Origin of the sequence: Flavihumibacter stibioxidans (assembly GCF_014332695.1) — a bacterium.
GTDB lineage: Bacteria > Bacteroidota > Bacteroidia > Chitinophagales > Chitinophagaceae > Flavihumibacter > Flavihumibacter stibioxidans.
The window spans coordinates 25672-47500 of sequence record NZ_MBUA01000032.1 but is presented as its reverse complement, the minus strand read 5'-3'; the positions used below and the strand labels follow the sequence as shown (position 1 = coordinate 47500).

At 47.8% G+C, this 21829-nt stretch carries 21 protein-coding genes; 7 read left to right on the top strand and 14 right to left on the bottom strand.

From position 1 onward, the window contains the following. Window positions 1–166: 166 nt before the first annotated feature. The 3 genes from BC349_RS19775 to BC349_RS19765 are packed head-to-tail and all read left to right on the top strand — an operon-like array spanning window position 167 to window position 1074. The gene (locus BC349_RS19775; protein WP_187258530.1) at window positions 167–520 is read left to right on the top strand and encodes a helix-turn-helix domain-containing protein; all 354 of its coding nucleotides are present in this window, start codon (window positions 167–169) and stop codon (window positions 518–520) included. Continuing rightward, entirely contained in the window at window positions 489–758 is a 270-nt protein-coding gene (locus BC349_RS19770; RefSeq protein WP_187258529.1) for a hypothetical protein, read from the top strand. Before BC349_RS19775 ends, BC349_RS19770 begins: the two co-directional genes overlap by 32 nt. Continuing rightward, window positions 748–1074, top strand: coding sequence for a type II toxin-antitoxin system RelE/ParE family toxin (locus BC349_RS19765; RefSeq protein WP_187258528.1), 327 nt, complete (start codon window positions 748–750; stop codon window positions 1072–1074). Before BC349_RS19770 ends, BC349_RS19765 begins: the two co-directional genes overlap by 11 nt. Before the next feature lie 236 nt (window positions 1075–1310). Here the strand turns inward: BC349_RS19765 and BC349_RS19760 are convergent, their stop codons facing one another. The 8 genes from BC349_RS19760 to BC349_RS19725 form a co-directional block, all read right to left on the bottom strand. Then, window positions 1311–1673, bottom strand: coding sequence for a hypothetical protein (locus BC349_RS19760; RefSeq protein WP_187258527.1), 363 nt, complete (start codon window positions 1671–1673; stop codon window positions 1311–1313). Between the two features lie 11 nt (window positions 1674–1684). After that, on the bottom strand, window positions 1685–2182 hold the full coding sequence (locus BC349_RS19755; RefSeq protein WP_187258526.1) for a hypothetical protein: 498 nt from the start codon (window positions 2180–2182) through the stop codon (window positions 1685–1687). Between the two features lie 173 nt (window positions 2183–2355). Next, window positions 2356–3807, bottom strand: coding sequence for an alpha-L-fucosidase (locus BC349_RS19750; RefSeq protein WP_187258525.1), 1452 nt, complete (start codon window positions 3805–3807; stop codon window positions 2356–2358). A 12-nt stretch (window positions 3808–3819) separates the two neighbouring features. Further along, window positions 3820–4746, bottom strand: a complete 927-nt coding sequence (gene rsgA / locus BC349_RS19745; protein ID WP_187258524.1) for a ribosome small subunit-dependent GTPase A — start codon at window positions 4744–4746, stop codon at window positions 3820–3822. A gap of 38 nt (window positions 4747–4784) precedes the next feature. Next, window positions 4785–5795, bottom strand: a complete 1011-nt coding sequence (locus BC349_RS19740; RefSeq protein ID WP_187258523.1) for a VWA domain-containing protein — start codon at window positions 5793–5795, stop codon at window positions 4785–4787. Beyond that, a complete protein-coding gene (locus BC349_RS19735; RefSeq protein ID WP_187258522.1) occupies window positions 5792–6712 on the bottom strand; it encodes a hypothetical protein in 921 nt (306 codons plus the stop codon). The genes BC349_RS19740 and BC349_RS19735 overlap by 4 nt, the downstream gene beginning before the upstream one ends. 7 nt (window positions 6713–6719) lie before the next feature. Further along, the gene (locus tag BC349_RS19730; RefSeq protein ID WP_187258521.1) at window positions 6720–7589 is read right to left on the bottom strand and encodes a DUF58 domain-containing protein; all 870 of its coding nucleotides are present in this window, start codon (window positions 7587–7589) and stop codon (window positions 6720–6722) included. A gap of 4 nt (window positions 7590–7593) precedes the next feature. After that, window positions 7594–8595: an AAA family ATPase gene (locus tag BC349_RS19725; RefSeq protein WP_187258520.1), complete on the bottom strand. Its 1002-nt coding sequence runs from the start codon at window positions 8593–8595 to the stop codon at window positions 7594–7596. Between the two features lie 143 nt (window positions 8596–8738). Here BC349_RS19725 and BC349_RS19720 point away from each other — a divergent pair, with 143 nt between their 5' ends. Beyond that, window positions 8739–9212, top strand: a complete 474-nt coding sequence (locus tag BC349_RS19720) for a lipocalin family protein (RefSeq protein WP_187258519.1) — start codon at window positions 8739–8741, stop codon at window positions 9210–9212. An 86-nt stretch (window positions 9213–9298) separates the two neighbouring features. Here BC349_RS19720 and BC349_RS19715 read toward each other — a convergent pair whose 3' ends face one another. Continuing rightward, on the bottom strand, window positions 9299–11008 hold the full coding sequence (locus tag BC349_RS19715) for an NAD+ synthase (protein WP_187258518.1): 1710 nt from the start codon (window positions 11006–11008) through the stop codon (window positions 9299–9301). Window positions 11009–11113: 105 nt separating this feature from the next. Between BC349_RS19715 and gldB the strand changes: the two genes are divergently transcribed. After that, a complete protein-coding gene (gene gldB / locus BC349_RS19710; RefSeq protein WP_187258517.1) occupies window positions 11114–12133 on the top strand; it encodes a gliding motility lipoprotein GldB in 1020 nt (339 codons plus the stop codon). Between the two features lie 8 nt (window positions 12134–12141). Here gldB and BC349_RS19705 read toward each other — a convergent pair whose 3' ends face one another. From BC349_RS19705 to BC349_RS19690, 4 genes are all read right to left on the bottom strand, one after another. Then, a complete protein-coding gene (locus BC349_RS19705; protein ID WP_187258516.1) occupies window positions 12142–13212 on the bottom strand; it encodes a fatty acid desaturase family protein in 1071 nt (356 codons plus the stop codon). Between the two features lie 108 nt (window positions 13213–13320). Further along, window positions 13321–13806, bottom strand: coding sequence for a YcxB family protein (locus tag BC349_RS19700; protein ID WP_187258515.1), 486 nt, complete (start codon window positions 13804–13806; stop codon window positions 13321–13323). Between the two features lie 5 nt (window positions 13807–13811). After that, entirely contained in the window at window positions 13812–15167 is a 1356-nt protein-coding gene (locus BC349_RS19695) for an alkaline phosphatase D family protein (RefSeq protein WP_187258514.1), read from the bottom strand. Between the two features lie 408 nt (window positions 15168–15575). Beyond that, window positions 15576–18956 (bottom strand): vitamin B12-dependent ribonucleotide reductase, encoded by a 3381-nt coding sequence (locus BC349_RS19690; protein ID WP_187258513.1) that lies wholly within the window; start codon window positions 18954–18956, stop codon window positions 15576–15578. A 340-nt stretch (window positions 18957–19296) separates the two neighbouring features. On the opposite strand from BC349_RS19690, the gene BC349_RS19685 reads away from it, so the two are divergent. Together BC349_RS19685 and BC349_RS19680 are read left to right on the top strand one after the other, a co-directional pair. Next, window positions 19297–20019, top strand: coding sequence for a DUF2490 domain-containing protein (locus tag BC349_RS19685; protein ID WP_187258512.1), 723 nt, complete (start codon window positions 19297–19299; stop codon window positions 20017–20019). 59 nt (window positions 20020–20078) lie between these two features. After that, complete coding sequence (locus tag BC349_RS19680) at window positions 20079–20840, top strand: phosphoglycerol geranylgeranyltransferase (protein ID WP_187258511.1); 762 nt, start codon at window positions 20079–20081, stop codon at window positions 20838–20840. Here the strand turns inward: BC349_RS19680 and BC349_RS19675 are convergent, their stop codons facing one another. Next, window positions 20841–21809 carry a M28 family metallopeptidase gene (locus BC349_RS19675; protein ID WP_187258510.1) on the bottom strand — a complete coding sequence of 323 codons (969 nt, stop codon included), beginning with the start codon at window positions 21807–21809 and terminating at the stop codon, window positions 20841–20843. Window positions 21810–21829: the final 20 nt, after the last annotated feature.

Below are 21829 nucleotides of genomic sequence, written 5' to 3'. Positions count from 1 at the left end.
ATGGCAAGAATCTATACTATAAGCAAACTTGCCTAAATAAATAGCAAACTTTCTATTAATAAACCAGCACACAACCCCATTTATTCACACCTTTGCCAATAACTATTGATTTTACTAACCAAGAGTGCTAATTTTGCCCTATACCTATTGCACAAAAGCCCTTATCATGGAGTTTAAAGACCGACTTAAGCAGGCAAGAACCAAAAAAGGCCTCTCACAAAGTGACCTCGCCAAAACCATCTGTGTCCATGTGACCAATATCTCCCGCTATGAGCGTGGGGAAAACAGGCCCGCTTCCGAAGTGTTGACCAAACTGGCCAATGCCCTGGGCACCACTGTAGATTTTCTAATAAGCGGATCCCTTAATGATCTGGCCGAAATACAAATTGCCGATAAAGAATTACTCTCCCAATTCAAACGGGCTGAGCATCTACCACAGGAGAAAAAACGGCTGGTCAAAGAGTTTCTGGAATCTTTTCTGATCACCAATGAACTCCAGCAAAAACTGGCCATTAAATAATATTGATCATTATACCATGGAACAACTGGTCGTACATATCAAAAAGAAAAACAAGCTGGCCTTTATCAAAGAACTGCTCAAAGCCTTTGACTATGTAGAAGTGCTGGAACCTTCCCAGCTTTCTGCAAAAGAAAAAAAATGGCTGGCTGGCCTTGAAGAATCCGTGCAGCAGGTCAACCAGCACAAGCAGGGGAAAATAAAATTGAAGTCCGCCAAAGCGTTGCTGGATGAACTATAAGGTACTGGTCACTGCTTTTTTTGAGCGGGAACTCAAAGCCCTGGCTAAAAAACACCGGTCCCTTAAAAAAGACCTGGCGGTCTTAATTGAACAACTGGAACAGCAGCCCACCACCGGCACCGACCTCGGCAACAACTGTTACAAAATACGCCTGGCCATTTCCTCCAAAGGAAAAGGAAAATCCGGGGGCGCCAGAATTATCACCCACGTCAAAGTCACTAACACCACCGTCTACCTGCTCTCCATTTACGATAAAAGCGAGATGGAGAATATCGCAGATAATACCATCAAAGAAAGGCTGAAGGAGATAGAGTGAGACTTGTTCTTTTAGTTGTCCACCTTATACAGTCTCATTCACAATGTCTCTTATTAGAATATAAATCCAATATTGGAAAATCCGCTCTGACTAATCACTATTTTCCGTCAAAAATTGACCACAGAAACCAATGCAGATAAAACGCTGCCGTAAGAGAATTGATTCGAAATTTGGACCTGACTAATAGTGGTAATATAGACCCGGAATAAAGTGCTCAGCTTCCGTGGAATTTCCAATCATTGCGCGTAATAGATAATATTCTCAAAAACAATTTTTTTCTTAGAAAGCACTTTAATACGTTTCTGTGTCAGATCCACCCACATGGTGTCAATAGGATTCTTGAACGCAGGCTTTAAATCGTTATAAGTGCTTAATAGAATTTCATTTCGATCTCCATCATATTGCCACCGCCCTTTCGACAAAAAAAATGAAGGGCCAGAACCATAATAAGCAAACGAGCTGTCTGGCTGAATACAAAAAACGCTTTGCCCACCATAGACTGGATTCAGCTTACTTTTAAAACACCTCTCACTTTTTAAAGCCATCCGGGGAGAGCAGGAGCATAAAAAAGCAAAAATAGCATACAGCAATATTCTCATTTACATATCTTTTATTTTGAAACAAATCCAGTAAATACTGTTTTCTTAGAATCTCGATACTTAAGTGTAGTTCCAGGATAATAAGAAACTTTAGGATTTATAATGCGGTGGGCCATAAAAATTGAATGCAAATAAGATCCAGTTGTTAACGACGTTGATGGCATAGTTTGATACGTTGGATGCAATCCTCGCACATACGCTACATCGATGTTCAAAACACTCTTTTTGTTTATTGCAAATTGTCGCTTGAACGCAGAAACTTCATCTGTCAAATCATGTAGATACCCCCTACCTGACCCATCGGCTTTTAAATCTGTTTGTCCTCGATCAAATTGAGCACCATGTGTTAATTCGTGTGCCAGACCAGGAATACCATATGATGCAGAAATATTAATATCAACAGCTCTGGTCGCGGGATTATACGCGATTTCGCCATCAATACCGCTGCCAGAAGGCGCTGTCCAATTACTATTTATATGATATTCTTGATCTGAAGCTGGAAATTCCACGGAAGCTGACCACTTTATTCCGGGTCTGAATGATCACTATTATTAAGGTACAAATTACGAATCAATTCTCTTACGGCAGCGATTTGTCTGCATTAGTTTCTGTGGTCAATTATTGACGGAAAATAGTGATTATGAAGAGTGGAATTTCCAGTCGTTTGCGCAAACTTTACCGTTTACAACGCATTGGAAATTTTGATTACCAGCAAGTCCGCTGCTATTTCACCGGGCTTGAACCCCGATAAATCTATCCTCGTATGCGCACCCGACTGCTTTAGTGGTAATGATTTGGACGAACCTAGTACACTGGCAGTGGCACCAGCCGCTAGTTTCAGGTCACGCAGCAAAACTGTGGACCTGTATTGCGGCAGCATGACATATAGATCCTTCCCTTTGGCGGTGAAAAAACATTCAATATGCGCACGGCCCGCAGCCGGTTTTACCAGGTTGGCCACACTATAGCCCGACATATAACTGTCATCTTTTTTATCAGGCCTCTTTCCTTCACTCCACTGGCAGTTGATCCTGAAGGCACTTGTGCCATAAATGGCTTCCCCATTCACTTCCAGCCACTTGCCCATATCTGTCAATCGCTGCTGCATGATCACCGGTATCCGGCCATCCGCAGTGGGACCAATATCCAGCAACAAATTACCACCCCTCGACACGATATCCACCAGCATCAATACCAGGTCATGACTTGATTTATAGTCTTCCAGTTTTTCATTCCGGTTATATCCATAGGAATGCCCTATCCCCTGGCTTTCTTCCCAGACAACACTGGCATCCATACCACTTCCGTATTCTGAAGTCGTGTAGGTCGCTCCGGTGTTTTTCCCGCGGGTATTATTTCCCCAACGGTCATCCACCACCACTTCTTTTGCAACCGGCGATTCATTGAATAACCAGGCCAGCAGTGATTCACTTTTCCAAGCAGTGTCGGATAGATCCCATTCCCCATCAGAGAAAATAACAGATGGTCTATATTTTGTCACCAGATCCCTGAACTGCGGGATCATGTGTTCGTCCACATATCTTTTCCTATCAGTCAGCCACAAGGGATTAAACCATTCATACAGGGAATAATAATAACCCATTCTGAGTCCCTTGTCCCTTACCGCATTGGTAAGATCGCCCAGCAGGTCGCGCCTGGGCGTTCCCGTTACAGCATTCCAAGATCGGCCCCAGGTTTTATCGGCTTCGGCACTGGGCCACAAACAATACCCCTCATGGTGTTTGGAAGTTAGCACCACATATTTTGCGCCGGATTTCTTAAATACCTCAGCCCATTGATTCGGGTCAAATAACTCCGCCCTGAACATAGGCTCAAATTGTTCATAGGTAAAATCCCTGCCATAATTCTTCTGGTGAAAGGTGAGAAAGTCTATCTGCTTTTCATGTAATCGATACCAATACCACTCGGCATAACTGTAACCACTATTCGGAATCACAGGAGCATAAGCAGGTACGGCATAGAGTCCCCAGTGAATGAAAATGCCGAATTTGTCCTGCTGAAACCAGTCCGGCATTTTTCTTTTATTCAACGAATTCCAGTTTGGTTCAAATTGCTGGGCAGGCAGGGTCCATGCCAACAGGACCAGGCACAGTAGTGACACTATTTTTTTCATAATAAGCTCTCCCTAATAATTTTTTTCATCAATACTATCCAGGATGGTACAATAACTGACGTACCTGTCGATATGTATCTTTCCATCGTTAACTGCCTGCTTCACTGCGCAGCCGGGTTCATTCATGTGAAGGCAGTTATTGAACTGGCATTCGTTGATGACGGCTCGCATTTCGGGGAAATAATGTGAGAGTTCCTGTTTGGTGATGTTTACCAGTCCGAGTTCCCGGATGCCCGGTGTATCAATAATCCTGCCACCACCCGGTAGGTCGAACATTTCCGCGAAGGTGGTAGTATGCATTCCCTTTCCGCTCCAGCCACTGACTTCCTGGGTGCGTAAGGCCATGTCCGGAAAAACCGCATTGATAAAAGTTGATTTACCCACCCCGGAATGACCGCTGATCAAAGTGGTCTTATCGTGCAGCATATCCTTAAGCTCCGCTATCCCCCGTCCGTCTTTTACGCTGATCAGCGCAACACGATACCCAATGGAACTATACATATCCTCGTATTCGGCGTACTTCTCCAGTTCTTTTTCGCGATAGAGGTCAGCTTTGTTGAAAACGATGATGGCCGGAATATGATAGGCTTCCGCAGTGATCAGGAAGCGATCGATGAAGCCCTGTGAAGTGCGGGGCTCCCTAAGGGTAGCAAACACCAGGGCCTGGTCGAGATTGGAAGCAATGATATGATGCTGTACTTTCTTATGCGGCGAAGTGCGGGCGATATAGTTCTCACGGTCATGGATACCTGTAATAGTAACGGTTTGCTCCAGTTCATTTTCCGGCTCCGCATCCACCCAGTCGCCCACGGCAATGGGATTGGTGGATGTGATTCCATCGATCTTCAACACACCTTTGATCCTTCCGTTGAACTGTGCTCCCGATTCATTCTTCAGGACATACCAACTTCCGGTAGACTTATACACTCTTGCTTTCATCCATACCAATGATTACTGCGAATGTACTGCAATATGTATTAAGGAAATTTTTTGAACAGGGTCAGGCGAAGCACCCATTCCAGGAAGAGAAAGAATCCGGCAGCCAGGACCAGGGGAAGGAATCTTTCGGTAAACCGGTGAATGGCGGTTACTTCCACAGTTGATTTTTCCAACTGGTCAATTTCTGAGTAAACCCTTGCCAGTCCTTCATTATCGGCCGCCCTGAAATATTTTCCGCCGGTTTCAGTGGCTATTTCCGTCAGCAGCTTTTCATCGATGTTTACCTTCTCGCGCTGCATGGAAACACGGCCATCACTGCCCTGTACCGGTATGGAAGCAAAGCCTTCCGATCCCACCCCGATGGTGTACACCCGGATGCCCAGTTTTTTTGCGATCTCTTTGGCTGTAACCGGTGGTATCTGGCCTCCGTTGTTCTCACCGTCGGTCAGGAGAATCACGACCTTACTTTTCGACTCACTGGTGCGCAATCGATCCGAACTGGTTGCAAGTCCCGATCCGATGGCTGTTCCATCCTCCAGCAGTCCGCTCTGGATACTGTATATCTGGCTTTTGAGTACCGCCTTGTCGGTTGTAAGCGGACAAAGGGTAAAGCTTTCACCTGAAAATATCACCACACCCAGGCGATCGGTTTTACGGCTGTCAACAAAATTGGCGGCCACTTCCTTTGCCGCTTCCAGCCGGTTGGGTGTAAAATCCTGCGCAAGCATACTGCCGCTGACATCAATACAGATGATGATATCAACCCCTTCACCCTTTACCTGCTCTTCATCAAACTTAGTCTGGGGTCTTGCCAGCGCCATAATAATAAACACCAGCGACAACAACCTGAATACAAACGGAAGCCTCGATAAACGGGCCTTCCAGCCCCTGCTGCCCCGCTCAAAAGCCGAATTGGTGGAGATAATTACTGTGGCCCTCTTCCCGGGTGAACGCTTCCAGTACCACCAGGCGAGCATGGGCACTAAAAGCAACAGCCATAATATCCATGGCCAGGCAAAACTGATGTTTTCAAAATACCTGGTTATCACGCGCTGGGGGTTTTACGGATTTTTGTTTCTATGTTTTCTATACTTTCCTTAATGTCGTTGAAAACCTGCTCATGCTCATTGACCCCGGGTTCATACCGGGCAAATTTAACGGCATCGGCTAACCGAAGCGACTGCGCCAGGCGATAGACCGATTCATTATCGAGACGTGACTTAACACCCACCACCAGTTGTTCGTTGGAAGCATCCGGACTGGTTACCAATTGCTGTTCCCTGAAATAGGTGCGAAGGATGTCATTCAACCTGGTATAAAACTGTTTTAACTGACCGGCGGCCGGAAGCCCCGATGCTTTCAAGGAAGCCAGTTCTGCTGTTGCCCGTTCATAAGGTGTTAGTCGCGGACCCGTCTGTACAGGGCTTTCGCCCGCTGTTTTCCTCTTCCTCCTGAGCAGCCAGATCAAGGCAGCGATGGCCAGTAATGTAACCACCGCAATTATGTAATTGATATAAAGCTGCTCCGTTTCCGGCACTTCTACAATATCCCTGATATCATGGTATGGCTGTGAAGGATCGGCAGGCGAATAACCCACATCGATCCTGATGGAATCGGTAAGATATCGGTTATTGTTTATCGTTATAGAATACCTGGGGATTGTCCAACTGCCTGAATCAAAGGAAGTGATGGTGAACAGTTCCTTGAATATGATGGCATTTACATTGATCTGCGTGTCTTTAACGGGTTGCTTCAGGTAGTCAAAATGTTCAATGCTGTCCACCTTAAACCAGCCCGTCTCGCTGCTTTTTGGGATTTCTGCTTCCAACTTCAACACGATCGGTTCGCCAATCAGGATACGGTCTTTACTGACTGAAGCCTTTACCATAATGTCCTGTGCCTGCAATGCAGTAGAGACAAGGAACAGCAAAAGCCCTGAGAATATTTTAATTGTAGTAAACGACATCTTTGGTTCAGGATCTTCCGATAAAAAATTTCTGTAACACTTTTACGTAATCTTCCCTGGTGGCAATATGAAGCAGGTCGCATCCGGCACGCAAAAAAACCTGCTTGCACCATTCTGTATGCTGGAAGAATGCGTCCTCGTGTGTTTTCCTTACAAAATAGTCTGAAGTATCGATCAGCAGTACCTTACCCGTTTCAGCATCTTCCGTTTCCATTATCCCGATATCGGGCAGTTTCATGTCCATGGGATCATACACTTTTATACCGATCACATCATGCTTTTTCCCGGCAACACGCAATGCGTCTGAAAACGCAGGATCCAGGAAATCGCTCAGCACGAAAACAATGCATCTTTGCCTCGTGGTATTATTCAGGTATCGCAGGGCCTGGGTAATATCCGTTCCTTTTCTTTTCCCCTCCAGGGTCAGCAGTTCCCGCACGATAAAAAGGCCATGGTCACGTCCCTTTTTAGGCGGGATATATTTTTCAATGCCGTCACTGAATAGTACGGCGCCCACCTTGTCGTTGTTGCTGATGGCGGAAAAAGAAAGGACCGCCCCTATTTCAGTAACCAGGTCTTTTTTCCTTGCATGAACGGTACCAAAGAGGGAACTGGCACTGATATCCACCAACAGCATCATGGTCAGCTCCCGCTCCTCTTCAAACATTTTACTGAAGGGGGTATTGAACCTGGCGGAAACATTCCAGTCGATGAAGCGGACATCATCACCGGGATGATACTCACGCACTTCCTTAAACGACATTCCCTTGCCCTTGAACGCACTGTGGTACTCACCCGTAAACAGGTGACGTGTGAGCTTTTTGCTTTTAATCTCTAGCTCCTTTACCTTCTTTAATATGTCAGCCGTTGTAAGCATGGTGTTAAGGTACCTGTATGGCTCTTAGAATATCATCCACTACCTGTTCAACATTCACATTCTCCGCTTCTGCTTCATAGGTGAGTCCCACCCGATGACGCAGTACATCTTTTGCAATGGCCTTCACATCATCGGGAATCACGAAGGCGCGTTTCGACAAATAGGCATAGGCTTTTGCGGCGAGTGCCAGGTTGATACTTGCCCTGGGTGAACCTCCATAGGAGATCAGTGGCTGCAATTTTGAAAGCCCGTACTGGTCAGGCTGGCGGGTAGCAAACACGATATCGAGAATATACTGTTCGATCTTTTCATCCATATACACCTGGCGGGTGAGATCCTTTGCTTCAAGGAGTTCCTGCAAGGTCACCACCTGCTGCACTTTGGGAGCTTTCATGCCCTGGACATTCTGACGGATGATCATCTGTTCTTCCTGTTTGGAAGGATAACCAACAATCACTTTCATGATGAAGCGATCTACCTGTGCTTCCGGCAAGGGGTAGGTTCCCTCCTGTTCCAGTGGGTTCTGGGTAGCCAGCACCAGGAAAGGTTCTTCGAGCGGGTAGGTACTATCGCCGATGGTTACCTGCCTTTCCTGCATGGCTTCCAGCAAGGCGCTTTGTACTTTTGCCGGGGCTCGGTTGATTTCATCTGCCAATACAAAATTGGCGAATATGGGTCCCTTTCTTACCACGAATTCGTTTCGCTGCTGCTGGTAGATCATGGTACCGATCACATCTGCGGGCAGAAGATCCGGCGTGAACTGGATCCGGCTGAACTTTGCATGTACAGCCTGTGCCAGGGATTTGATGGTGAGGGTCTTTGCCAATCCGGGTACCCCTTCCAGCAATACGTGACCATTGCTGAGCAGGCCGATCAGCAGGCGGTCAAGCATATAATGCTGTCCGATGATGACGCGACCCACTTCTTCACGAAGCCTGTCGATAAACACTGCCTGGTACTGGATTTTTTCATTTAACTGCCGGATATCATCAGATGTAGGCAACATATCTTAAATTTAATGATGCAAAATACAAACTCTATTCTTGCAATTCCTGCGCCAATATCTGTAAATCAATTGGCTGCACTAATATTTTTTTGCCGGTGCAATAAAACTGAAAAAATAATGTTATTAATACCGAATCCAACCTTATGATAAAACGCATGTACAAATACCTGCTTTTAACCGGATGCTTATTCTCTGTCCTGCTGAGCGCCTGCTCAAAAAACGATGACAGTCCGGCTAAAACAAAAACAGAACTGCTGACCGCAAGTTTGTGGAAGATCGCATCTGTTGGGGTTGACCTGGATAAGAATGGCACGGTTGATTTACCCTACTCACTGGAAACCTGCGAAAAAGACAATACATTTAAGTTTAATACAAATGGTACCGGCATTTCCGATGAAGGCCCGACCAAATGTGATGCATCCGATCCCCAGACCGAAGATTTCACCTGGGCATTTAAATCCGGCGAAACGATCCTGTACATCGCCATTCCCAATTCCCTGATCTCCGGGGATACTGTCATCAAAACACTTGATAACACCAAACTGGAAGTTTACCTCGACTTTACCGATCCGCAATCAGGCGCCAATGTGCGTTTACACTTCACCCTGACACATTAAGAAATACTATATAGAGTAAGTTTTTTTATCTGCTGATTTCATAAACAAAGCCCTGGCATTTTCATGCCGGGGCTATATTTTTGAAATCAACTCAGGTATTTCCCCACGATCGGCATCCTCCGGCCTACACCAAAAGCCTTGGAGCTGACACGGATAATGGGACAAAACTGGTTTCTTTTGTATTCATTGGAATTGACAAGTTTCAGTACCCTGTTCACCAATGCTTCTTCAATTCCCATGGAGATCAGGTCCTGCGGGCCCTGGCGCCTTTCTATATACTGGTAAAGCACTTTGTCGAGCAGTTCATATTCAGGCAGGCTGTCGCTGTCTTTCTGTCCAGGCCTGAGTTCAGCAGAAGGTGGTTTGGTGATGATATTTTCCGGAATGATCTCCTTATCGCGGTTGATAAATCTCGCCAAAGCAAAGACCTGCATTTTGTACACATCCCCCAACACACTGAGCCCGCCTGCCATATCTCCATACAAGGTACCATAACCCGTGGCCAGTTCACTCTTATTGGAAGTATTCAGTAAGATATAGCCGAACTTATTGGCGATGGCCATGACCAGGTTACCGCGGGTGCGGCTCTGGATATTTTCTTCCGCCACACTGAAAGGAAGGTCGCCGAAGACTGGTTTCAACGAATCCATGAAAGCGTCGAAAACAGGTTTAATCGGAATGATATCATAAGGGTTGCCCAGGTTCTTACTCAGTTGCACCGCATCGTCAACTGAATGGGAAGTGGAGAATTGCGAGGGCATCAAAATTGCCCTTACATTTTCAGCACCCAGCGCATCACAGGCAATGGCCAATGTAACGGCGCTGTCTATCCCACCACTGCTTCCAAGGATGGCTTTGGTAAAACCCATCTTGCTGAAATAATCACGGATACCCAATACCAGGGCTGCATATATCTGCCGGATATTGTTTTCGGCAGTGAGGTAAGAAATGATTTTTTCGGGGTCACTGATTTTGGAAACCCGCATATCCTTATCCAGTTGCCTGCGCTCTGTATCGCCGGCACCGGTTACTGTTGCGGATGCATCCAGATCCACCAGCATGAAATCCTCTTCAAAATATTTTGCTTCCCGGATCAGTTCGCCTGTTGCATTGTATATGAGGCTGCCGCCATCAAACACGATTTCCGTCTGCGAGCCCACACAGTTGCAATACACCATGGGGAGATGGTATTTGAGCACATTGGCGCGAACCACTTCCTTGCGATCTTCATCATGATCATAATCAAAAGGGGAAGCGGAAATATTGATCATGATATCGGGGTGCTGGCCGATCAGTTGTTCCATGGGTGATATCCTGTACAGCGGGTTTTCGCTGAGGGCCCAGATATCCTCGCAGATGGTCAGCGCGATCCGCCTGCCTTTAAACTCCAGCACATTCCATTCCCAAGCCGGTTCGAAATAACGGTATTCATCAAACACGTCGTAGGTGGGCAGGCAGGTTTTATGCGCAATGCCTTTTATCTCTCCCTGGTAAAGCAGCCATGCCCCGTTGAAGAGGTCCTTTCCTTCCTTCACGGGGTTGCGTACAGGAGCGCCGATGATCACACCGATATCCCGGGTATGGGCCCGGATGAGGTCAATGGATGCATTGCACTGGTTGATAAAATCATCAAACTCCAGGAAATCACGGGGGGGATAACCGCAGATACTCAGCTCAGAAAACACCACCAGGTCGGCGCCCTGTTTCCTCGCCTCCTCTATTGCCGATATGATCTTATTGGTATTGGCCGTAAAATTGCCGATATGATAATTCTGTTGTGCCAGCGCGATCTTCATCTTGTTAATTTTACTCTTCTTTACTGTACGAATGTACGTTAAACGACAGTATCATTATCTTGCAGCCGGACTGCAACAAATCAGCAAACAGAACGTTTTCGGAACATGAAATTCAGCATTTATCTGACAATAATAGCCCTGGCTTTTTCAGCCTGTACCGGTAACGGGAAAAAAGGACCGGATGTTTCCGGCATCAAAGTAAATACAACCATCGCGCGTTTTGACAAAGACTATTTTGCCATTGATTCCGGCAAGCTGAATGATGGCCTGAAACAATTACGGCAGCAATATCCCTGGTTCATCAATGATTTCACGGCGCATATTTTAGGAGCAGGTGTCATCAGCGATTCCAACCAGGTACTGCCCATCGCCAACCAGCGTTTCTATAGCAGTTATTACAGTGTTTACCAGTCTGTAAAAAAGGATTTTGAAAACCTGGCCGACACGGAGAAAGAACTCAACAAAGGATTCAGCACCCTGAAATATTATTTCCCTGCCTACGAAGTGCCCCGCTTTGTGAGTTATTTCGGTCCATTTGATGCGCCGGGTGCCGCCCTCACGGAGAATGCCATTGCCATCGGCCTGCAATTGTATGCGGGAAAGGATTTCCCCGTTTATACCACCACACAGGGACAGGAAATTTTCCCTGCCTATATCTCCAGAAGATTTGAGAAACCTTATATTGCTTCCAATTGCATCAAGGCGGTGATGGAGGATATGTTTCCCGATAAGAGCCAGGGACTGCCATTGGTAGAACAGATGGTGGAAAAGGGGAAATACTGGTGGCTGCTGGACCAGTTGCTGCCTGAAACTGCCGACAGTATCAAAACAGGATTCACCGGAGAACAGTTGAAATGGTGTGCCGGCAATGAAGGGGTTACCTGGAACCAGATGCTGCAGAACGACCAGTTGTATTCCATGGAGCCCGGCATCATCCAGATGTATATTGGTGATGCCCCGGGTACACAGGGTTTTCCGCCAGCCGCGCCGGGTAATATCGGCCAGTGGATCGGACTTCGCATTGTGCAGAGCTATATCAGCAAAAACCCTGATACCACACCGGAACAACTGATGAAATTAAGCGCCCGCACAATTCTCGACGGCGCCAAATACAAACCCAGGTAATAATTTTCTTAAGGATGCTGTCCCAGCGCTTTCATCATCCTGAAATGTGAGATCATGGAAGCTGTCATGGTCGGATAACAATGGTATGGCAATCCATGCTCCTTGCAGGTTGCCTGTACGATTTTACTGAGCGCGGGATAATGCACATGGCTGATCCGGGGAAACAGGTGATGTTCCACCTGGTAATTCAATCCACCTACATACCAGTTGATAAATATATTATCCGGTGCAAAATTGGCGGTGGTCTTCACCTGGTGTTCGGCCCAGGCATTTTCGATATGGGTAACTTCTCCCGAAGCATGTTCAAATTCAGTATGCTCTACCACATGCGCCAGTTGGAATACCAGTGCAAGTGTAAGACCAAGTACCAGGTGCATTACGGTAAAGCCGATGGCCCAGGGGCCCCATCCCACTATTGCAACCGGAATGGCGATATAAAATACCACATATAAAACCTTGCTCATCCAGAACACAAAATGTTCCTGCCAGCTCATTTTCTGCAGGGGGGTCTGGATGACCCGCTGTTTGAGGTACTTGTTGAAATCCATGATAAATACCCAGGCAAAGGATGAAATAGCATATACAAGCAGCACATAATAATGCTGGAAGCGATGTGCAGGAACCCATTTCTGGGTGCGGCACTGGCGCATGAGCGGACTCTTGGCAATATCATCATCCATGCCATCCACATTCGTATAAGTATGGTGCAGGATATTGTGCTTGAATTTCCAGATGAATGCATTTCCACCCAGGCCATTGAGGGTAAGTCCGAGCAATTCATTCACCCACTTTTTGGAAGAATAACTACCATGGCAGGCATCGTGCATCACGTTAAAACCGATGCTGGCCAGGACAGCTCCAAGCAGGGCGGCAAGTGATACCTGGACAAATACAGGCATTTCAAATGTGAGCAGGGAAACGTAGATCAGCAGGGCCGATGGTAATAAAACCAGGGTTTTAGCGTACAGACCAAGATTTCCGGTCTTCTTCAGGTTATTGTCCCGGAAATAATTATCTACATTGGTTTTCAGGGCATTGGAGAACGAATTCTGTTTGTTGTTGAAACTTACTTTGGGCATAAAGGGCTAAATTCCGCATTTAGGGATTTGGAAAGATAAGTGAATTGCACCAGATAAGTTTGTTAAAGGTTCATTCACTGTTTACTGCAACTGTTTCAGACCGAACCATCAGGATCCTGCAGCCCTGATTTTTTCTTTCATCATATCCCGCGCAGCCTGCTGGTCGGTTATGTTCTCAAAGGCGTCTTTGGGCACCAGGAAAAAGGACCTGTTATCAAAATACAGGTGAAAAAAATAGGGTGTTTCAATGAATTTGCTGAAACGCTGCCAGGGCCATGATTGCCTCCCCCTGTCTGTTGTCAGCGTGATTTCCTGTTCGTCAATGGACATCAGGAATTCGTCCCTGAAGGTTTGCGATTTTTTGTATATGCTGTTGGGCAGAATACGCCAGATCACCAGCATCAGTGCCATCCATAAAGTGGAAAACAGCAGGAAAGAAAACGGCTGTATCCTTTTGAAATATAGCAACACTGCCGCTGCGATGGTGAACACATTGATCAGGATGACCAGCAGCCTGATCTCGGGGCGGGAAAAAAAATGATACCGCAGTGCCTGGATCACCTGCTTGCGGTCATACGAAAAGGAAATATTCATGTCCGTTATTTTGCTTTCAGTTCAGTTTCAGTAACGCTCCAGTTACCCAGGTTTTCACCCTTAACGCCCCTGAAATCGATGGAGAGTTTCCTGCTGCCACGGGCACCTGTAACCGAAATTCTTCCGTAATTCTGTTTCTGGTCAATTCCCAAAACACGGAAGGGATTATCTTTCTCCGCGTTTCCAAAAACATGTGTGCCGGAGGTAAGGGGTGAGATGGTGATATCGTGTAAGGGATAATTACCCGGACGATCCACTTTAATGATCTCTGTATGGTGACGATCTCCCGTCAGGAACAATACCCCACTGATTTTCTGGTCCCTGATGAAGCCGGTCAGCTCATTGTATTCTACCGGGAAATCGAGCAATTTATCAAAGGGGGATGCAGGGTTCAGCACCTGGCTGCCCACGACAATTATCTTAAATGTTGCGGTGCTGTAAAGGAGTGACTGCTTCAGCCAGTCCAGTTGCTCCTTACCCAGCATGCGCTTCTCCGGATTCGGTTGTCCATATATGGTAGCTGGTGTTTTGTCCTCACTTCTCCATGTCCGGTCGTCGGTGAGGAAAAAATCAACATCGCTGTAAGCCAGTTTGGTGTAGATGCCTTTTTCGCCATCGCCATAGCCCGGATTGGCCCAGTAGTTTTTGAAGACCTCCCTGCTGGTGTTTTTGAGGTGGTAGGAACTGCCCATATCGTTGGGACCGAAGTCGTGGTCATCCCAGGTGGCATAATGGGGCATTGCCTTCAGGAAAGGCTGCAAAACAGCCATGCTGCGTTCGCGGCTGGGGCGGTACCAGAGTCCCCACTCGCTGCTGTAGTCCACTTCGCGGGTATACCAGTTATCGCCCAGCCAGAGCATGAAAGCTGCTTTTTCGGTGGCCATGTTGGAAAAGATGGAGGAATCCATTCCATAGGGTTTTCCCGGGCGGTCGAACACCGGTTCGTTGAAATAGGTACAACTACCGGCCAGGAAACTGAAATCCGGTGCGGGTTTCCGCCACTGCCAGAGGTCTTTGGTGGTAAACTCGCCACCGTACGTGGTTTCTTTATTATTGTAGACGATACTGTATTCATAAGTGGTATTAAAATCCAGTCCGCCAATCTCTACCTGTGTGGGGAAAAAATCGGTGGTGGGGGCGGTACCCAGCGGCATGTCCTTCAGGTAGGAAGGGGTTTTCTGTCCTTTAACCCAGTACCTGACTGCAACCGTTCTGGCGTCCTTTCCGACTTCCAGCCAGATTTTGGCGGTGCGAAGTTCTACCTGTCCAAGCATCGGGCCGGAAACGATACCCTTTTTATCCTGGGCATGGGTGCTGGCAACAGTACAAAAGAAGAGAAGGCCGAATACTACTGATCTCATGGATTTAAATTGAAGCTGCAAAGTAGTAAAAGGCTGAAAACAAACCACCCCGGAACTGTAAGTAACCGGGGTGGAGTGTCAATTCATTTACCAATCAGTCTTAGCGGATGGGCCTGCAGCTCTTGTAGTGCTTACCGGCAGCTTCACCGGGTGTAACAGCCCTGCAAGAACCGAATAACATCGCTAAAACCATAAAAGCCAGGAGTTTCTGCATAGATATGGGGTTTAGTGAACAAATGCAGGGTAATAACGCAAAAATCGTGCAAACGGTATGTGACCCGAAAAAAAAGCCCCCGGCTAAAGCCAGGGGCGTAGTTTCAATAAGAAACCGTCCAAGTATTTTTCAGGTGTCTGCCGTTTGGTATTTATGAATTCAATAATCCTAAACGTCAGACACCTATGAATCCCCTATGAACAACCCAAACTGTTACCGCAGTTCAGGCACTTATAGCAGGTACCGCTGCGGATGGTCAGGTGGCCGCAGACATTACAGGCAGGCGCATCACTTTGCATGGACTTGCTGGCCTGGTTCAGGGCATCATATCCGCTTCCGGTGCTGGTGCTCACCCTGGGTGCAGGTTTGGCAGCTTTTGGTGCTTCCGGTGCTTTGGAGGCTGCAGCAACCACCCTTACATCACTCAGCTCAGGTGTTTTTTTTTCGTGTTGCTGCGCAGTGGCGGGTTCATCCCAGTCGTCGTTACCGGTATTCATTACTTCGGGCTTATCCAGCACATGCACCAGATCGGTACGATCCAGGTATTCATATGCCAGGGACCTGAAGATGAAGTCCACGATTGAGGTTGTGCTCTTGATATTCGGATGGTCTACCATTCCTGAAGGCTCAAAGCGGGTGAAGACAAACTTCTCCACAAACTCTTCCAGGGGCACACCATATTGCAGGCCGATGGAAACCGAGATGGCGAAACAGTTCAGCATACTACGCATGGTAGCGCCTTCCTTGGCCATATCGATGAAGATCTCTCCCAGGGTGCCATCACCATATTCGCCGGTGCGGACAAATAGTGCCTGGCCGTTGATCTTGGCTTTCTGGGTGTATCCGCGGCGCTTGGCAGGCAGGGTCCTGCGCTCTACGATGCGGGCCAGTTGGCGCTTCAGTTTGGTATCGGGCGAAGACTGCACACGCTTTTGAACTTCTTCCAGCAATTCATCCACCGTCAGTTTGCCGAGGTCAATGATATTGGATTCGGTCATCGTGGTTTCAGCCTGCTCTGCCTGTGTTTCTTTTCCTTCGTCGGATTTCTTTTTCTTATCGCTTTTGTTGCTCAGCGGCTGGCTCAGCTTGGATCCGTCGCGGTAGAGGGCGTTTGCCTTCAGACCGAGTTTCCAGCTCAGCATGTAGCAGTCTGCAATTTCTTCTACGTTGGCCTCGTTCGGCAGGTTGATGGTCTTGGAAATGGCGCCGCTGATGAAAGGCTGTACGGCAGCCATCATGCGGATATGCCCGTGTGCATGGATATATCGCTCTCCTTTTTTACCACACTTGTTGGCACAGTCAAACACCGGCAGGTGCTCGGTTTTCAGGAAGGGGGCGCCTTCAACGGTCATGGTTCCGCACACATAGTCGTTGGCTGCATCAATCTGCTCTTCGGTGAAGCCCAGGGCTTCCAGCAGGTTGAAGTTCCAGTCGTTGTATTGATCAGCGGAAAAGCCAAGTCTTTCCAGGCAGGCTTCACCCAGTGCAAAGCGATTGAAAACGAAACCGATTTCGAAGGCAGCTTTTACCGCATCATCGAGTTTCTTGATTTCTTCTGCGATGAATCCTTTTTCACTCAGTGTCTGGTGGTTGATGTAAGGAGCGCCGGAGAAGCTTGCAGAACCAACTGCATATTTGATAATCGCGTCCATTTCCTTCTCGCTGTAGCCGAGATTTTTCAGGGCAGAAGGAACAGACTGGTTGATGATCTTGAAATAACCACCACCACTCAGTTTTTTGAATTTCACCAGGGCGAAATCAGGCTCCACGCCGGTAGTATCGCAGTCCATTACCAGGCCAATGGTTCCGGTTGGTGCAATCACAGTGGTCTGGGCGTTGCGGTAACCATTTTTCTCACCCAGTTGAACGGCTTCATCCCAGGCTTTGGTGGCAGCTTTCAGCAGGTAATCCGGACAGTACTTGGCCTGGATACCCTGTGGCTTGATGCTGATTCCTTCATAGGCTTCGGAAGCATCGTATGCGGCTGCACGGTGGTTGCGCATTACCCGCAGCATATGTGTTTTATTCTCTTCGTATTTGGCAAACGGTCCGTGTACACCGGCCAGTTCTGCAGAAGTTTTATAGGCGATACCGGTCATGATGGCGGAGATGGCCCCGGCAATTCCGCGGGCTTCTTCACTGTCATAAGGGATGCCGCTCACCATCAGCATGGTGCCGAGGTTGGCAAAACCGAGTCCCAGGGTGCGGTAGTCGAATGACAACTGTGCCACTTCCTTTGAAGGGAACTGAGCCATCAGTACGGAGATCTCCAGTACTACGGTCCACAGGCGGCAACTGTAAGCATATCCTTCCACATCAAACATATTATTGCTGGTGTCGAAGAATTTCATCAGGTTGGCAGATGCCAGGTTACAGGCCGTGTTGTCCAGGAACATGTACTCAGAACAAGGGTTGGAAGCCCTGATGGGTCCGCCTTCCGGACAGGTATGCCATTCGTTGATGGTAGTATCGTATTGTGTGCCGGGATCAGCGCAACGCCAGGCTGCATAGGAAATCTTGTTCCAGAGTTCGCGTGAAGAAACCTTCTTCATAGTGCGGCCATCACTGCGAGCCTTCAGTTCCCAGTCTTCATTCTTTTCCAGCTTCTCAAAGAAACTGTTGGGGATACGAACAGAGTTGTTGGAGTTCTGACCGCTAACGGTGCGGTAGGCTTCCCCTTCATAATCGCTGGCATAACCGGCTGCGATCAGGGCGCCAACTTTTTTCTCTTCTTCCACTTTCCAGTCGATGAAGTCCACGATTTCGGGGTGGTCGAGATCCAGGCAAACCATTTTGGCAGCGCGACGCGTTGTACCGCCGCTTTTGATGGCGCCGGCAGCGCGGTCGCCGATCTTGAGGAAACTCATCAGGCCAGAGGACGTGCCACCACCGCTCAGCTTCTCTCCTTCGCCGCGGATATTGGAGAAATTGGTTCCCACACCTGAGCCATATTTAAAGATGCGCGCTTCCCGAACCCAGAGGTCCATGATACCGCCTTCGTTCACCAGGTCGTCTTCCACGCTCAGAATGAAACAGGCGTGTGGCTGGGGACGCTCGTAAGCGGAGGTTGATTTTTTCAGCTGGCCGTCGATCTGGTCAACATAATAGTGACCCTGGGGCTTACCCTTGATACCGTACACTTCGTAGAGACCGGTATTGAACCACTGCGGACTATTGGGAACGCAGGCCTGGTCGAGAATGGAATAAACCAGTTCCTCATAGAACACCTGGGCATCCTGTTCGGAAGCGAAATAGCCATAACGCTCGCCCCAAACCCGCCAGCAATGTGCCATACGGTGGGCTACCTGCTTGGAAGATGTTTCACGGCCCAGGCTTCCATCCGCCTGTGGCACACCTGCCTTACGGAAATACTTCTGTGCCAGGATATCCGTAGCGATCTGGCTCCAGCCTTTCGGGACCTCCACATTATTCATCTCAAAAACCACTTCACCGCTGGGGTTGCGGATGACCGAGGTTCTGTAATCGTAGTCGAACAGGTCAAACACAGGAACGCCCTCTTTGGTAAAGCGACGGGGAAACTGCAGCCCTTTGGTGGCGGTTTTTTTATTGGCCATAATAATCTCTTGTTTAAAAAATTGAAAAGTCAGATACTACGGATACGGATGGGAAGGCGAAAATAGGAGGGCACTCCCTAAAATCAGAATCGTAAATATCCACCTATGTGGATAATCAATGGGGAAAATCCGGGGGTTCCCTACGGGGTTGCATTTGGTGCAAAATCCACATCCTGTAAATAACTTATTTGGCCTTACATGCAAAAAATTCAGTAAATAAGAATGAGTGATTTATATGCACAATTTAACCGTAAGAAAGCCGCTAACATACTGCCAGCAAGGATTTTAACAGAAATTAAACCAGTCCGGCGTAGTTTTGCCCCCTAATCGTCATATCCGGATGAAACACACTATTGCTATCGCTTTCGTAATACTGGCATCTGTCAGCACCCTTTCTGCCCAGAAAACGGAAACCACCTGGTTTGCCAGTTTCAATACCATCGGGCTGAACAAACGCTTCAGCATTCATTTTGACGGCCAGTGGCGGTCTGGCGATCATTACAGCAAAATGCTGACCTTGCTGCTGCGTCCCGGACTCAATTACAAAATTTCCGACAAACTCACCGTTACTGCCGGGTATGGACTGATCAGTGGTCGCAGGACCATCAGTGGCATCAGCGGTTACGCGCCGGAACACCGTATCTGGCAGCAGGCGGTTTATACACACCCTTTGCTGAACAGCAGCCTGGCGCACCGGTTCAGGCTGGAGCAGCGTTTCATCAGCAAATCATCTGTCAGTGCCGAACAGTTGGTGAATGATGGAAATATATATGCCAACAGGTTCCGGTATTTTTTCCGCACCGTGCTTCCCTTCAGGTCTGTTAAGGGTTTCAGCAAAGGTACATTCGGGGCCATCCAGAATGAGATCATGTTCAATATCGGCAACAATTCCGGTGTAAACGGCCGCAGTTTTGACCAGAACCGGGCATATGCCGCTTTCGGATACCGGTTCGGTAAAAAATTTGATCTGGAGGCAGGTTATATGAACCAGTATATTCAGGGACGGGGTACTGCCTTTACCAACAACCATGTAATCCAGCTGGCTACCTATACCCGTCTTTAAGGCCAATTGTGCCATACCAGCATTTTTTTGCATTTTTGTGCCCAGCCATTACCTATTGAATGCAGAAAGGCATCTATCAACAGATACAGGAAAAGAAACTTGCGAGGCAGAAATCCTTCGCCGTACTCGTGGACCCCGACAAGGTTCAGCCCGATCAATTGGAAGAATTGACAAAACTGGCTACCGATGCCGGAGTTGATTATTTCCTGGTAGGCGGCAGCCTGGTGATTTCCAACCATCTGGATGAATGTATCCTGGCCATAAAGGAGCAATGCGATATTCCGGTGATCCTTTTCCCCGGAAGCCCGTCACAGGTTTCACGCCATGCCGATGCGCTCCTTTATCTTTCCCTGATCTCGGGCCGTAATCCGGAACTGCTGATCGGACAGCATGTAATTAGTGCCCCATTTATTAAAAAAAGCGGGCTGGAAATCATGAGCACGGGGTATATGGTAATCGATGGCGGTGCGCCCACTACGGTTTCTTATATCAGCAATGCCAGTCCCATTCCTGCCGATAAAAATGAAATTGCCCTCTGTACCGCCATGGCAGGGGAAATGCTGGGCATGAAACTGATCTATATGGATGCCGGCAGCGGCGCACGCAAAGCCATAACCGAAGAGATGATCAGCAATGTGGCGGCCAATATCAGTATTCCGCTGATCGTTGGTGGTGGCATCAAAGACCCTGAAAAAGCCTATCTCAATTGCAAGGCCGGGGCCGATATTATCGTTGTTGGCAATGCCATTGAAAAAGACGCGGGACTGATCAGGGAAATGAGTGCAGCGGTTCATGCTGTGAGCAAGGTTATCCCGGGATGATCATTTCAGGACAATACGACCCGGCGTGTCAGTTCCCTCCACAATGGTTGAAATAGCCACAATAATGGCATTGGTAAGATCTGCCATGTTGCGGATATCAATTCTCTTCAGTTCATCGCAGCCCTGGTGATAACAACGGTCGCGGTCATCGCTGGCCATGATACTGTGCGCGGGTACGCCTTTTGACGCGAAAGGATAATTGTCAGACCTTTCAAACAAATCCCCCTTTTCATTCAGCAAACGGATCCCGGTGCCCTTCAGGTTACTACGCATTATACCAGCCAGGTTTGATTTTTTCATGCCTGTAACCATCAATGATCTTTTCCCGTATTGGGGAACGCCCAGCATTTCAAGATTGATCCCCGCCACAATTTTCCCGGCAGGAAGTTTTTGTGCCAGGTCCTGCGACCCCAGCAAACCGCTCTCTTCGCCATTGAAAGCACAGAAAATAATACTTCGTTTATTGGTCTCTGTTAGTGCATAATGTTTGGCCAGCATCATCATAGCAGTTGTGCCGGAAGCGTTGTCGTTGGCTCCGTTATATATTTTATCCACCTGGTTGTAAAAGCCCGACACTACATGGTCAAAATGCGCTGAAACCAGGATATATTCATCGGGTTTTGAGCTTCCCCTGAGGTAGCCGATTACATTGCTGATGGAATAGCCAGTATCATTGTCATTGGTATAAAAAGTATTGATGAAATGTTCATCCAACAGGGGTTTCAGGCCGATGGATGAAAAATAATCTGCCAGGTACTGCGTAACCTGTCGGTTTTCGATGGTGCCGGCAGATCTCCCGTTGAGGCTGTCGTGAGTCAGATAGGAAAGGATGCTGAGAATTTCCGCTTCGGTTACAAAAGCAGAGCGGACAAGTCCGCTGGCGGAACCGTCACTTTGATTAACAGGCCGGGGAGTACAGGCAGATACCTGAAGAAGCAGGGAACAGAAAAGGATAAACCAAATTCGCATTACCCGAAACTAAGGAATCT

Excerpts from the sequence above, each read along its gene's own strand:
- BC349_RS19775 (WP_187258530.1), top strand. The coding sequence starts at position 167 with ATGGAGTTTAAAGACCGACTTAAGCAGGCAAGAACCAAAAAAGGCCTC.
- BC349_RS19770 (WP_187258529.1), top strand. The coding sequence starts at position 489 with ATGAACTCCAGCAAAAACTGGCCATTAAATAATATTGATCATTATACC.
- BC349_RS19765 (WP_187258528.1), top strand. The coding sequence starts at position 748 with ATGAACTATAAGGTACTGGTCACTGCTTTTTTTGAGCGGGAACTCAAA.
- BC349_RS19760 (WP_187258527.1), bottom strand. The coding sequence starts at position 1,673 with ATGAGAATATTGCTGTATGCTATTTTTGCTTTTTTATGCTCCTGCTCT.
- BC349_RS19750 (WP_187258525.1), bottom strand. The coding sequence starts at position 3,807 with ATGAAAAAAATAGTGTCACTACTGTGCCTGGTCCTGTTGGCATGGACC.
- rsgA (WP_187258524.1), bottom strand. The coding sequence starts at position 4,746 with ATGAAAGCAAGAGTGTATAAGTCTACCGGAAGTTGGTATGTCCTGAAG.
- BC349_RS19735 (WP_187258522.1), bottom strand. The coding sequence starts at position 6,712 with ATGTCGTTTACTACAATTAAAATATTCTCAGGGCTTTTGCTGTTCCTT.
- BC349_RS19730 (WP_187258521.1), bottom strand. The coding sequence starts at position 7,589 with ATGCTTACAACGGCTGACATATTAAAGAAGGTAAAGGAGCTAGAGATT.
- BC349_RS19725 (WP_187258520.1), bottom strand. The coding sequence starts at position 8,595 with ATGTTGCCTACATCTGATGATATCCGGCAGTTAAATGAAAAAATCCAG.
- BC349_RS19720 (WP_187258519.1), top strand. The coding sequence starts at position 8,739 with ATGATAAAACGCATGTACAAATACCTGCTTTTAACCGGATGCTTATTC.
- BC349_RS19715 (WP_187258518.1), bottom strand. The coding sequence starts at position 11,008 with ATGAAGATCGCGCTGGCACAACAGAATTATCATATCGGCAATTTTACG.
- gldB (WP_187258517.1), top strand. The coding sequence starts at position 11,114 with ATGAAATTCAGCATTTATCTGACAATAATAGCCCTGGCTTTTTCAGCC.
- BC349_RS19705 (WP_187258516.1), bottom strand. The coding sequence starts at position 13,212 with ATGCCCAAAGTAAGTTTCAACAACAAACAGAATTCGTTCTCCAATGCC.
- BC349_RS19700 (WP_187258515.1), bottom strand. The coding sequence starts at position 13,806 with ATGAATATTTCCTTTTCGTATGACCGCAAGCAGGTGATCCAGGCACTG.
- BC349_RS19695 (WP_187258514.1), bottom strand. The coding sequence starts at position 15,167 with ATGAGATCAGTAGTATTCGGCCTTCTCTTCTTTTGTACTGTTGCCAGC.
- BC349_RS19690 (WP_187258513.1), bottom strand. The coding sequence starts at position 18,956 with ATGGCCAATAAAAAAACCGCCACCAAAGGGCTGCAGTTTCCCCGTCGC.
- BC349_RS19685 (WP_187258512.1), top strand. The coding sequence starts at position 19,297 with ATGAAACACACTATTGCTATCGCTTTCGTAATACTGGCATCTGTCAGC.
- BC349_RS19680 (WP_187258511.1), top strand. The coding sequence starts at position 20,079 with ATGCAGAAAGGCATCTATCAACAGATACAGGAAAAGAAACTTGCGAGG.
- BC349_RS19675 (WP_187258510.1), bottom strand. The coding sequence starts at position 21,809 with ATGCGAATTTGGTTTATCCTTTTCTGTTCCCTGCTTCTTCAGGTATCT.